This window comes from Mucilaginibacter gossypiicola (genome assembly GCF_900110105.1).
Classification (GTDB): Bacteria; Bacteroidota; Bacteroidia; order Sphingobacteriales; family Sphingobacteriaceae; genus Mucilaginibacter; species Mucilaginibacter gossypiicola.
The window spans coordinates 318,046-329,755 of the sequence record NZ_FOCL01000004.1 but is presented as its reverse complement, the minus strand read 5'-3'; the positions used below and the strand labels follow the sequence as shown (position 1 = coordinate 329,755).

13 protein-coding genes and 2 tRNA genes are annotated in these 11,710 nt (G+C 40.8%); 4 read left to right on the top strand and 11 right to left on the bottom strand.

Features of this window, described 5'->3' with window-relative positions:
• Positions 1–310: 310 nt before the first annotated feature.
• The 11 genes from BMX50_RS15135 to BMX50_RS15085 form a co-directional block, all read right to left on the bottom strand.
• Positions 311–562: a heavy metal-binding domain-containing protein gene (locus BMX50_RS15135; RefSeq protein ID WP_091211375.1), complete on the bottom strand. Its 252-nt coding sequence runs from the start codon at positions 560–562 to the stop codon at positions 311–313.
• 40 nt (positions 563–602) lie between these two features.
• Positions 603–1,031 (bottom strand): hypothetical protein, encoded by a 429-nt coding sequence (locus BMX50_RS15130; protein WP_143065185.1) that lies wholly within the window; start codon positions 1,029–1,031, stop codon positions 603–605.
• Between the two features lie 137 nt (positions 1,032–1,168).
• The gene (locus BMX50_RS15125) at positions 1,169–1,546 is read right to left on the bottom strand and encodes an HYC_CC_PP family protein (RefSeq protein ID WP_091211373.1); all 378 of its coding nucleotides are present in this window, start codon (positions 1,544–1,546) and stop codon (positions 1,169–1,171) included.
• Between the two features lie 73 nt (positions 1,547–1,619).
• A complete protein-coding gene (locus tag BMX50_RS15120) occupies positions 1,620–2,396 on the bottom strand; it encodes a tRNA(His) guanylyltransferase Thg1 family protein (protein WP_091211372.1) in 777 nt (258 codons plus the stop codon).
• Entirely contained in the window at positions 2,386–2,832 is a 447-nt protein-coding gene (locus tag BMX50_RS15115; protein WP_091211371.1) for a bifunctional polynucleotide phosphatase/kinase family protein, read from the bottom strand. The genes BMX50_RS15120 and BMX50_RS15115 overlap by 11 nt, the downstream gene beginning before the upstream one ends.
• 294 nt (positions 2,833–3,126) lie before the next feature.
• Positions 3,127–3,741, bottom strand: a complete 615-nt coding sequence (locus BMX50_RS15110; RefSeq protein WP_091211370.1) for a YdeI/OmpD-associated family protein — start codon at positions 3,739–3,741, stop codon at positions 3,127–3,129.
• 102 nt (positions 3,742–3,843) lie between these two features.
• A complete protein-coding gene (locus BMX50_RS15105) occupies positions 3,844–4,743 on the bottom strand; it encodes a helix-turn-helix domain-containing protein (protein WP_091211369.1) in 900 nt (299 codons plus the stop codon).
• Positions 4,744–5,043: 300 nt separating this feature from the next.
• Positions 5,044–6,084, bottom strand: a complete 1,041-nt coding sequence (locus BMX50_RS15100) for a hypothetical protein (RefSeq protein WP_091211368.1) — start codon at positions 6,082–6,084, stop codon at positions 5,044–5,046.
• A 120-nt stretch (positions 6,085–6,204) separates the two neighbouring features.
• Positions 6,205–6,291, bottom strand: a tRNA-Ser gene (locus tag BMX50_RS15095).
• A gap of 79 nt (positions 6,292–6,370) precedes the next feature.
• Positions 6,371–6,457, bottom strand: a tRNA-Ser gene (locus tag BMX50_RS15090).
• An 85-nt stretch (positions 6,458–6,542) separates the two neighbouring features.
• Positions 6,543–8,612 (bottom strand): HD family phosphohydrolase, encoded by a 2,070-nt coding sequence (locus BMX50_RS15085; RefSeq protein WP_091211367.1) that lies wholly within the window; start codon positions 8,610–8,612, stop codon positions 6,543–6,545.
• A gap of 114 nt (positions 8,613–8,726) precedes the next feature.
• Between BMX50_RS15085 and BMX50_RS15080 the strand changes: the two genes are divergently transcribed.
• The 4 genes from BMX50_RS15080 to BMX50_RS15065 all read left to right on the top strand — a co-directional run bounded on the left by BMX50_RS15080 (position 8,727) and on the right by BMX50_RS15065 (position 11,698).
• A complete protein-coding gene (locus tag BMX50_RS15080) occupies positions 8,727–9,584 on the top strand; it encodes an SPFH domain-containing protein (RefSeq protein ID WP_091211366.1) in 858 nt (285 codons plus the stop codon).
• A 4-nt stretch (positions 9,585–9,588) separates the two neighbouring features.
• Positions 9,589–10,116: a hypothetical protein gene (locus BMX50_RS15075; RefSeq protein ID WP_091211365.1), complete on the top strand. Its 528-nt coding sequence runs from the start codon at positions 9,589–9,591 to the stop codon at positions 10,114–10,116.
• A 1-nt stretch (position 10,117) separates the two neighbouring features.
• Positions 10,118–10,291 (top strand): type II toxin-antitoxin system antitoxin, encoded by a 174-nt coding sequence (locus BMX50_RS15070; RefSeq protein WP_091211364.1) that lies wholly within the window; start codon positions 10,118–10,120, stop codon positions 10,289–10,291.
• 228 nt (positions 10,292–10,519) lie between these two features.
• Entirely contained in the window at positions 10,520–11,698 is a 1,179-nt protein-coding gene (locus BMX50_RS15065) for an acetyl-CoA C-acyltransferase (RefSeq protein ID WP_091211363.1), read from the top strand.
• Positions 11,699–11,710: the final 12 nt, after the last annotated feature.

The following is an 11,710-nucleotide window of genomic DNA, read 5'->3' as shown; positions in this document are numbered from 1 at the left end:
AACACAAACAAACTTTTTTAAATAATTGTCCGGATTGCCGGTGCAGCTTTCACATACAGGACTGGAAGTAGATAAGTGCCGGGGTTTTAACGCAGATGATACCGGCCATAAAGCTTTGTGTTTCATAGGGCGGTAAAAGCTTGCCCGGTAAAACAATTTACAGCCGACAGGCATTTTTGAGGTAATATTGCGGTACCGGCGATTACAGAAGTCCGTTTAATAAAAAAAGCGCCCTAAAAGAAATTTCAGGGCGCTTTTTTATTTAAATTTAAGCTATTGATTGAGAGCAATTGCTCCGGGCTTAGCTCATTTACATTTTCATCTTCATGGTATCTGCTTTCTTTTTTGCAGATTCCTTTTTAACCAGGGTCATGCCGCATTTAGGGCATTTACCGGGTTTGTCGCTTAACACTTCGGGATGCATGGTACAGGTATATTGCACTTTTGCCGGCTTAACCTTTTTGGTTTTGGCAGTATCAGGCAACATCCTGCCGCTATGGGCGGCAAACGCGCCGGTAACTGAGAAAAGGATGGCAACAGCCATTAACATTACTTTTTTCATGAGTTTGATTTGTTATGGATTTGATGATTAATTGCAAATTTTAAAGTTGAGCAGCATCTACCTTCGACAAGTAGTAATTGACACTATATTGTTTGTGTATACCATCGTAAGCCAACAGGTCCCTATCTGTTTTAAAACGGGTATCCAACACATCAAAATGAGGACTGCTGCGGTATATCTTTTTCAAATTATCCAGGGTAAGCAGGTAAACTTTGTCTGTTCCCTTTACGCTAAAATAGTGAGTAATAATCGGTTTAAAAAGATTGAGTTTATCACCCGGGCGACTGCGTTCATAAATAATGATCGGGCCGTTGTCAAGTATTTTATAATCGGATACGCGGGCATTTTTTATAGCCACCGGCAAATCCTGTACAGAAGAAATATTTTTAGCACTAAAACATTTTGCCTGAACCAATGATGCTGAAATGAACAGGCCAAACAAAACGATTAAAAATTTGATAGTTTTCATTTTCGAAAATATGTTGATGCTCATTGCCGAAAATCACCCGGCAATAAAGCAGTAAAAAAATTGATTAATGAGAAAATCGCCTGAATAATGATTGGCAAGAACCAGTCAGGCAATACGGCGGAAAATACGGGAAGGAGTCAAATTCTGTAGTTGGCGTAAAGGATATAAAGCAGCCGTTGCCTGCAGGGCGGTGCCTTGCTGTTGTAAGCATGCCAAGCACTCTGTATTACTCCTTCCGAAGAAGCGGGAAGAAAAAACACCGGGGTAACAATTGCAAAGGTATTTTTGAGCGACTGTTCTGTACGGGCTGCAACGTGGTTATCCTTTACCTTGAGCGTTGTCTTAACACTTTTACAGCAGGATAAATCGCCGGTCTTATGCTCCATTTTGCACACAGCGGCGGCAGATAGCGATACATCAGCCAGTTTACCGCAACAGTAAAGCCTGTTTATGGTAAACCCAAAAACAGATACTGAGTAAAACAGAATAAGTAAAATCGCTGATAATCGTTTCACGGCACTAAATTAGAAAAAAATGCGCATTCAAATATTTTGTTCCCTTAGGATCGTGTGAAGAATTATGTAAACTCTATCCGACAGGAGCCTCATATCTCCCTAACAAATCATATATGAATTTATTGTATTCTTCGCGCATTGGCAACTCTAAATCAACGTGCAGGACTCGCTTATCAACCAAAACATGCTCGTTGGTTTTGGGATTAAATCCTTCTTTTTTCACATCTTTCCAATAAATGCCTATTCCCCTCTTTTGCCAGGCGGGAGTATTATTGAAATTAACACCATATTGAAACAGCAATTCGTTCTTTGCCGCGATACTCATACCTTCAATCCTGGAAGTAGCTTCATTTACAGTATAATTATCTTGCCTTAAACGCCAATAGCAATGTGCATTCAACGCATTTCTATGCGCATCTTCGTTACGCCATCTGAAATAATCTTCTACCAACCTCTTGTTTGGAAGTTCAGAAATACGGCAGTCAAAAGCCCCTACACTTCCAAGAAGAGAAGAAAATTTAGCACTGGCTTCGCCTGCCAGAATAGAAATATACTTTCTGGTCTTACGACCAAATAGATTTTCTTCAGGATGAAACAACAATGATATTTCATCGCTTTCAGTATAACCGTAAATCACATTGAAACCGCAGTTCATAAGATGCTTTACCGTTTCCACCATCAGGTCGCGGAATTTTTCATCAAATGGGGCTTCAAACTGATGAACTTCTTTAGTTAGCCTGGTAAAACCCCGTCCATCTATTCTGGCTACAATGTACATTTCAGGTAAAACACAACGATCTTGCGAGGTTTCATAAACCCTCATTTTAACATCTAAATCATCAAATTTCATTTGACCATTCTTTTACGGTGAATGTATTATTTTCAGCAGTCACATAATATAGTTCGTCGAACCCCTCGTCAACAGATGGCAGGTTCAATCGTCTGTAAGTTCCTTTTATTCCAATTTCAGGAATCTTCTCTTTACCAAAACGCAGGCTATTACGTTCTAATGCGTCGGTCAATTTTGATTGAAAATAATACCCGATCACTTTAAACTTATTTGCCTTTGCAATGGCAATATATTTTGCTCTCTCTTCTTGAGAGGGGTTAGTATTGTCTATTACAAAAGGGTGAAAGGTAAGGATACAGGTTTCAATAAACTTGAGTTCTTTATTTCTGGTGTTTAACTGATCTAATGAGATACGTATATGCGTTTTAAAAAACTTCTCTTTAAAAAAAGTAGTCTTTCCAGTTGCCTGAATACCGCAAAATATTATCGCTTCCATTTGCCTAAGATAGCTCAACTTTGGTTACAAACGGGAGGCTATAACTATTTATCCTTTACTATCATTAGTAAGCGGGCATTGGAGTTTAACATGATCGCTCCGAGAACTTTGCATATTCTTTATATTGCTCTACAAAAGCTTTCGCATCCCGCATATTTTTAGGATAAGGCACGTAGTTGTTGTATTTGCCTTTAATCAATTCGCTTTTTCCAACCTGATAGATGTGCTGGCGGAGGTAAAGAGAGCCCGTTAGAACACCTAAATGAGATTCTGGCAATAATAAATTTAGAATCTTTATTTTTGATGCTTCCAAAACCTGCCTTTTCCCTCGGCTATCCATTCTAAAGCTTCACTTATTCTTTTTTGTCGTGTTTCGGCAGTTTTGGCGTCGGTTATCCAAATAATATATTCCTTACGGAAGGAGTTTGATTTGCTTTCAAAAACATCCTTTGCTTTGGGGTTAGCTACTAATGCAGCCAGCAGATAATCGGGGGTTTCCAATACCTTGGGTTTATCAGATTCCGGTTTGTCCCTTTTTATCTTGATGCCTTTTTCGTTTAACTGCATGGCTTCTTTAAGCATTGCTATAAATTCATTGTCAGGAGGCAGGTCACCTATTTTACTGATCTTCCCCAAAAATCTTTGGATCGGCTTCAAGTCCTTGTTTGCTTTCAGGCGTAAGTCTGTCATCAGTTCGGCTTTCAGAAATGTAAAGGAGCAGTGTTTTTTATAGGATGCCACTACACACATGTTATCGCCTTTATAATCAAAATGCGGAAAACTCCATTTTATCGCTTCTTCAGCACCCGGGCAATTTTCGTGAATAAGCCGGCGCCAATGCTCAAGAATGGGTTTTGCAAAGTTTTCGGAGTTAGCTATATAAGCATCCACAGCAGGATTGTAATTCATAAAGTTTGATTTTTAGATATTTACCATTTGATCAATCGAACAAAGAAACTTAGCCAGTCACAAAAGATTTGGTTTAAAACTTGGATAAACAGGTCAATTTAATTACTTGCGTTGTTTCCGGAACTCTGTGGGCGACAAGCCTACCTGCCTTTTGAAAAATTTACCAAAGTTAGCGGGGTCTGAAAAGTTGAGTTGATAGGCGATCTCGGTCACCTCTAAATCGGTGTATTGAATGAGCGACCGGGCTTCGGTGGCCAGACGTTCGGCAATAAAGGTAAGTGCATTTTTTCCCGAAGCATGTTTGACAGATTGGGAGAGGTAATTAGCGGTAACAGAAAGCATATCCGCGTATTCCTGCACGGTGCGCTTATTGATATAATGGTTATCAATTAACTGAATAAATTTACGCAACAGGATTTGTTGCGTTGTAGCCAGGCGGATATCTTCTTTCTTTTCCAGGGCAAAGTCTTCCAGATAGTAAAGCAAGCCGAGCAACTTTATCCTTGCTTCCATATGCTGTACTTTGGCCGACCTTTCATAAGCTGCAAATACGGCTTCAAAATGCGGAACCAATTGTTTAAATGTGTCCAGATCAAACTTAAACAGGTTGGTATGTAACACATCAAACAGGCGGAATTGCTGATGAAAATCTGGTTTGAAGAATGAAAAGCATTCCGGCTTAAAGTAAATCACATAACCCTCCAAAGCATTGTTATGAGCAAAGCTATACACGAGATTAGGCGAATGAAAGACAAGATAAGACTCAGGATCATGAATGGTCTGATCGCCATAGTTAACTTGAATCCTGCCGGAATTGAATAGCAGGGCAAAAAAATAGAATGAACGTTTAAAAGGTGGCCTGTATACCTGCCGCCCCTGATCGAGTGGCTTTAACCTCAAACAGTAAAAATCAGGATCAGTTGTTCGCCCCGGCCATGGAATAGAGTCCAAAAAATCGTTTATTTCTGTGTAATAAGGAATTGTAGTTTTTATTTTCTCCATGTAATACACCACATACTGGTTGTTCCTAAAATAGAAAAAGAAAATCTCTTCGCCTATTGATCATAAAAAAATAGCTGTTTGGAACCGCTGATATCGTTATGCAGTTTTTACCCTTTTTTGTGCTGTTGTCAACATATCCTTAAAATGGAAGGAGACTTGGAAAATGGCGATATGTATTGTCCATTTGATGAAACAGGAAGACCCGGCAAAAGCCGGGTCTTCCTGGGATAGCGGAGAGAATGGACTCCTATTAGAACACTTAAATGAGATTTTAGAAATAGTAAAGAAAACTATTGTCGGTCATGATTTTTTGAAAATAGAATGAAGTTTTTCTAACCATGTTAACGACTCAGGATGAGATGGACTAATATTGGCTTTTTGTTCCCAATCATATTGAATATCACGTTCAAAGATAAAATAGCTGTCACGTACATCTTTTTCCGACCCCATTTTTACGTCCACTACAGCTTTAGTCCAGTTACCGTTGTTGTCGAAAATGAAATGATAATTAGAAGTCTCATACAAGCTGCCATCAAAGCTATAATGTTGATGCGATCTTTTGAACCCTTTTTCATCATATACAATGATTTGCTTTAAATTTTGCCCACTCGTCCAAAAATTAGCCTCCCTGGTACATTTGGTCTCATTTTGCGATATGCTCTCATAAGTATAAATTCTTGTATTAAGATGCTGTATACCTTTTTCTGTATAATATATATGCTCACCGTTTTCATCTTCACCTTCATCATAACCATATTCCATGATCTTGACTATTCTACCTACTTCATCGTACTCAATAATCTCTTTAGAAAACCATTTATCACTTTCCGAGCCCTCTACAGCCATAACCAATTTATCATCTTCAAATAAATAGCTACGACCTTGAAATAAAGGGTACAAGTTGCCTTGGCTATCGTATTCAAATTGCCGTTTAAAATGATGGACCGGCTTCCCCATACAGTTTATATCAGTAATATATTCTGTTAAGCGATTTTCTTGATCATACAAAAACAATGTTCCACCAGAATAAAATTTTTCATAATAAGTAATGGGTTGTTCGACGCCTGGTTTGGCCCAATATTTTATGCCAATATATTCCCTATGCAGGTTTCTGCCTTTTATCGTTCGTATAAAATGCAGTTGTCCTAAATCGTTCAGCTTCACATTATATTGTTCGTCTGGTACTAAGAAATTTCGCCAAACCCATTCCCCTTCAAATACCATATCTTTCTTAAATACCTTATAGTCAAAGGATAACACCTTTCCGATAAAAGAATATTCTGGACTATCATATTCATTTAATGTATAAAGGCGCTTAGGGTCGAAAAATATATGTAACATATTTATACTGAGTTACCGCCGGATAATTTCCTATTAAAGGCTATTATAAATAAAAAAACCGACAGTTACTTAGTAACTATCGGTTTAAATTCCTTCTCAACTTGCGAGCCTCTTGCGAAGCGGAGAGAGAGGGATTCGAACCCTCGGTACCGTTTCCAGTACGACAGTTTAGCAAACTGTTCCTTTCGGCCTCTCAGGCATCTCTCCGGGTCTCACAACGCATAGCACCGATTTGACGCTATCATCATGACATCATAAATAAAAAAAGCCCTGTTTGGGCTTTTTGCGGAGAGGGAGGGATTCGAACCCTCGGTACCGTTTCCAGTACGACAGTTTAGCAAACTGTTCCTTTCGGCCTCTCAGGCACCTCTCCGTTTTGCTTCTTAAGCTATTGTCCCGTTTTTCAGGGACTGCAAATATAGTAATTCAAGCCTCCCGTCAAAAAAAATATTTTTTTTCTAATAATCTATCCTCACGTGGTAAATACTCATCAGCATCCGCTTAAAAATAGCCTTAATAGTTTCAATATCTTTTAAAGTTATATTACTGTCTTTCAGTTGATTTTGATCCAGCTTGTATTTTACAATGCGATCTACCAGTACACTGATCGATTCTTCATCGGGCTCTTTCAATGAGCGTGAAGCAGCCTCTACCGAGTCGGCAAGCATCAAAACTGCCCCTTCTTTGGTGAAAGGAATAGGCCCGGGATAGCGAAAAATATTCTCGTTGATGAATTTTTCGGGAAAATTTTTCAATGACGACTGGTAAAAATAATCAACCCGGGTATTACCGTGATGGGTACGGATAAAATCAATCACCACCTCGGGCAGGTTAGCTTTACGTGCCATTTCAATCCCCCTGCTTACGTGGCGGATGATGATCTGGGCACTTTCCTCATAAGGCAGCTTATCATGCGGGTTAAAGCCCGAGCTTTGGTTTTCGATAAAAAACAACGGGTTCTCCATTTTACCTATATCATGGTAAAGCGCCCCTGCCCTAACCAGCAGCGCATTGCCGCCAACAGCGTAAATAGCGTTTTCGGCCAGGTTGGCTACCTGCAATGAATGCTGAAAGGTGCCCGGAGCGTTAAAAGCCAGTTCACGCAGTAAAGGCGCATTGGTATTAGTAAGCTCGATAAGCGTAATTTCGGATGTAATAGCAAAAATCTTTTCAAACAGGTAAATAAGCGGGTAAGCCAGCAAAGTAAGCAGTACGCTCACTACAAACGGTAAAAAATCCATCCAGTCGATATTCAGAAAATCACCTTCGCGGATAAAAGTAATCCCTAAAAATGCCACGAAATAAGTAAAAATAATGATCACCGCCGAGATCAGGAATTGCTCCCTGCGTACGAGGTTTTTAATACTGTAGATGGATACCATACCCGCTGTAATCTCATAGTAGGCAAACTCAAAGCTATTGGGCACAAAAAAGCCGGCTATCAGTACAACCAACAAATGAATTTCAAGCGCCAAACGCGTATCAAACAATATGCGGATAATGATAGGTACAATACAATAAGGAATGTAGTACAGATTGGTAGGAAATTGCAACTTAATAGCCAGCGACAAAGTAGCCAGCATGGCCGTAATTACCAGCAATATCAAACTTACCAGCCTGTTATCGGCATAAATATCTTTACGGAACAAGTAAAGGAATATCATCAGTAATGATAATGCTATAGCTACCAGGAAAAACTGGCCCAACAGCACCAGATTCCGGTTACCGTTAACCCTGGCATTATCCTCAAACGCTTTTTTAAACGATTCCAGCTTTTGATAAACATCATCATTAACTACCGAGCCTTTGTAAACTATCACCTCCCCTTTTTGCACCATCCCGCGCGTTACTGAAAGACCATCAACAACCTCTTTCTCCAATCTTGAGGTAAGGTTATTATCATAAGCAAGGTTATTTTGCAGGCGGTTACTGATCAGGTCGAGCAGAAAAGCCTTGTCCAGATCGGTATGTTTGCTAAGCACTTTGTCGCAATATGCCTGCGCTTTTTCTTTAGTGAACAACTCACTCGTATTTTTATCAGTGGCAACATTTTTATCCAGGATCCTTACCGGGTAATTCTCAGAGCTTTGCTGGTACTTGGCATTGGGCTTAAAAACACCGGTCTGATAAATTTCAGTCAATAAATCGGTACCGGCAGTAATATATTTTGGTTTCAGCTTATCATTGATACCGGCATTATGCCATTTAATTTCCAGATCGGATTTAAAACCATCAATTTGCTGGTTTTGCATGGCAGCATCCAGCTGGTATATTGGCGTTATGCTTTCCAGGGCCGATTTCTGATCGGCCATGATTTCCTGAGGTGTTTTTAATATGGCGAAATTATAGGGGGATACCAGGTCTTTCTGGTTCCAGATCCTGCCTTTTTCATGCTCGTAGCTAAATTTTGCCTGCTTTGGTAAAAAGTAAACAATAAGTATGACACTGAGCAGCATCATCAAAAACTTAACATTACGGGCGTATTTGCGCAGTAAAGCCTTTTGGCGCGAAGTGGATAGTTTTGCCATTTAAATGATTAACCTGCCAAAAATAATATAAGTTTCTGTTATGTACAGTTTTTCTTGCATTTGTAAAAACAAATTTGATATCTTTATGATATCATTTTAAAATCAAACTAAATCATGAATCCTGAAAAAACTATCAACCCGCCATCCGGATTTTCCGTTTTTATTTTGGCTATTGTTTTATTAATTGCGGCCGTTTTTTGCTTAAGCAGCGGTCTGGAAGTTATCGGCTTCATATTAATTCCGGTGAGCGTTATATTTTTGCTTCCCGGCATCATTGTTGTTAATCCTAACGAATCAAAAGTGCTTACCCTTTTTGGCAAGTATGTTGGCACTGTAAAAACCGATGGCTTTTTTTGGGTTAATCCCTTTACTGTTAAAAAGAAGGTATCATTAAAGGCATTTAACCTTAACGGACAGCAATTAAAAGTAAACGACAGTATTGGTAACCCTATTGAAATTGCCGCTGTTATTGTATGGCAGATAAAAGATACTGCTGCTGCGGTATTTGCGGTTGAAAATTACATCCAGTATGTAAATATTCAAAGCGAAGCAGCGGTAAGACATTTGGCAAATTCATTCCCGTACGATAACCTGGAAGACGAAACCGCCGCCATTACCCTTCGCGGTGGTGCCGAGCAGGTAAGCGCGATGTTGGAAAAAGAACTGAACGAAAGGCTCGATCGCGCCGGCATTGAAGTATTGGAAGCCCGGATCTCGCATTTGGCATATGCGCCCGAAATTGCACATTCCATGCTGCAGGTACAGCAGGCATCGGCCATTATTGCTGCCCGTAAACTTATTGTTGAAGGCGCCGTTGGCATGGTTGAAATGGCGTTGAACAAGCTATCTGAAAAGAACATTGTTGAACTTGATGAAGAGCGCAAGGCGGCTATGGTAAGTAATCTGTTGGTTGTATTATGCGGGGATAAGGCTGTTAACCCTGTTGTTAATACCGGTACTTTATATCATTGATATAATGGATCAATTCAGAAGTTTTGACCAGCTACGGGTGACGGAATTGCCAGTATTAAGGCACGGCTTTTGGCGACCGTGGTACGAGCTTACCGATGGACAGTTCAGCTACGGCAAGCTTACATACACAGGTGCCCTAAAACGTACCTGTACACTTGAAACCAACGGCGGAAGCTGGATAGTAAAACGCAAAAGCTGGGTGGGCCGAAAACTTATAATTGAACAACCCGAAGGAGTAGAAATTGGAACAATAACACCGGAGATCTGGAGCCGGAAAATAACGATTGAGTTAAACAGCGGCCTTACGGCAACATTTTATAACAAAAAGATCCTATCGCGTACCTACACCTGGGTAAACGATCAGTTGGGCGATATTTTAAACGTAGAAGCCAAACTTTGGAGCCGTAAACAGCCTTTTGTTGTAAAAATTGATCCGAACATGATCAAAAAAGTACCAGAGCTGCCTTTATTGGCGTTACTGGGCATAAATTTAGTTTTGTTAAAACAGGCCGAAGCAGCGGCCGCAAGTTGATATGGCCGAAAAAAAAGCATTTGTATTACGTATTAACCCCGACATGCTGAAGGAGATTGAGAGCTGGGCGGCCGAAGAATTCAGGAGCACCAACGGCCAGATCGAATACCTGATGCAACAAGCCCTGCTTGCGCGTAAAAAAGGGAGTTCTAAAAAGAAAAAGGAAGATCAGTAGACAGTTGGCAGTGGACAGTGGCAGTGGGCAGTTGCCAACTGGAAGTTTTGCAGTTTGTGCAATAATACCCAACTACAGAAGCCTCAATTTTATATAATCGAAACACTGCCTACTGCCCACTACAAGCTACCAACTGATCAAAAAACTGCAAACTAATTTATTATGCATGCATAGTATTTTCTTTCATCCAAATAATTAAATTTGCCCACCAATTTTAATGAGGGACACATGAAAGAAGTAGTAATAGTAGCTGCCACACGTACGCCTATAGGCAGCTTTGGAGGCAGTTTAGCAGCCATCAGCGCCACACAACTGGGTGCAGCAGTCATCAAATCGGCCGTGGAAAAAGCAGGCTTAAGGCCCGATCAGGTGCAGGAAGTCTATATGGGCAATGTAATGTCGGCCAATGTTGGGCAGGCACCGGCAACCCAGGCCGCTATATTTGCGGGACTTCCCTATTTGCCAGCAACAACTGTTAATAAAGTTTGCGCATCGGGAATGAAAGCAATTATGCTGGCAGCCCAAAGCATTACCATAGGCCAAAATGATATTGTGGTGGCCGGCGGCATGGAAAGCATGAGCAATGTACCCTACTACCTGGATAAAGCGCGCAACGGCTACCGCTTAGGCAACGGCCAGATCATTGACGGCCTCGTAAAAGACGGGCTTTGGGATGTTTATAACGATTACCATATGGGCTCGGCAGCTGAACTTTGTGCTACTGATTGCAATATCAGCCGTGAAGAGCAGGATGCTTATGCAATTTTATCATACCACCGCGCCCAAAAAGCCCAGGAAGACGGTAAGTTTAAAGACGAGATAACCCCTGTTGGCCTTAAAGATAAAAAGGGCGACATTACCATGTTTGCCGAAGATGAGGAGCCTCAAACAGTTAAGTTTGACAAGATCCCAACCTTAAAACCCGTGTTTAAAAAGGATGGTACTGTTACTGCGGCCAATGCCTCAACCTTAAATGACGGCGCTGCCGCGGTAGTACTCATGAGCCGCGAAAAAGCCGATGAACTGGGCATAAAAGCGCTTGCTAAAATAGTTTCCTTTGCCGATGCACAGCAGGCCCCCGAATGGTTTACCACTGCGCCGTCAAAAGCTATCCCGCTCGCTTTGCACCGGGCAGGCCTCCAAACTTCCGATATCGACTTTTTTGAAATCAATGAAGCTTTTTCGGTAGTTGCCATAGCAAATAATCAAGCTCTAAATCTCGATCCCGAAAAAGTAAACGTAAACGGCGGGGCCGTTTCATTGGGGCACCCTCTTGGCGCTTCGGGTGCGCGAATCATTGTTACCCTTTTACACGTATTAAAACAAAATAACGGCAAATACGGCGCTGCAGGTATCTGTAACGGCGGCGGCGGCGCCAGCGCAATGGTTATCGAAAATTTACGTTAGTGTTTTATAAAC

Bases quoted from the DNA above. Each gene is read 5' to 3' on its own strand.
- BMX50_RS15135 (WP_091211375.1), bottom strand. From the start codon at position 562: ATGAAAAAAGTAATGTTAATGGCTGTTGCCATCCTTTTCTCAGTTACC.
- BMX50_RS15130 (WP_143065185.1), bottom strand. From the start codon at position 1,031: ATGAAAACTATCAAATTTTTAATCGTTTTGTTTGGCCTGTTCATTTCA.
- BMX50_RS15120 (WP_091211372.1), bottom strand. From the start codon at position 2,396: ATGAAATTTGATGATTTAGATGTTAAAATGAGGGTTTATGAAACCTCG.
- BMX50_RS15115 (WP_091211371.1), bottom strand. From the start codon at position 2,832: ATGGAAGCGATAATATTTTGCGGTATTCAGGCAACTGGAAAGACTACT.
- BMX50_RS15110 (WP_091211370.1), bottom strand. From the start codon at position 3,741: ATGAATTACAATCCTGCTGTGGATGCTTATATAGCTAACTCCGAAAAC.
- BMX50_RS15105 (WP_091211369.1), bottom strand. From the start codon at position 4,743: ATGGAGAAAATAAAAACTACAATTCCTTATTACACAGAAATAAACGAT.
- BMX50_RS15100 (WP_091211368.1), bottom strand. From the start codon at position 6,084: ATGTTACATATATTTTTCGACCCTAAGCGCCTTTATACATTAAATGAA.
- BMX50_RS15085 (WP_091211367.1), bottom strand. From the start codon at position 8,612: ATGGCAAAACTATCCACTTCGCGCCAAAAGGCTTTACTGCGCAAATAC.
- BMX50_RS15080 (WP_091211366.1), top strand. From the start codon at position 8,727: ATGAATCCTGAAAAAACTATCAACCCGCCATCCGGATTTTCCGTTTTT.
- BMX50_RS15075 (WP_091211365.1), top strand. From the start codon at position 9,589: ATGGATCAATTCAGAAGTTTTGACCAGCTACGGGTGACGGAATTGCCA.
- BMX50_RS15070 (WP_091211364.1), top strand. From the start codon at position 10,118: ATGGCCGAAAAAAAAGCATTTGTATTACGTATTAACCCCGACATGCTG.
- BMX50_RS15065 (WP_091211363.1), top strand. From the start codon at position 10,520: ATGAAAGAAGTAGTAATAGTAGCTGCCACACGTACGCCTATAGGCAGC.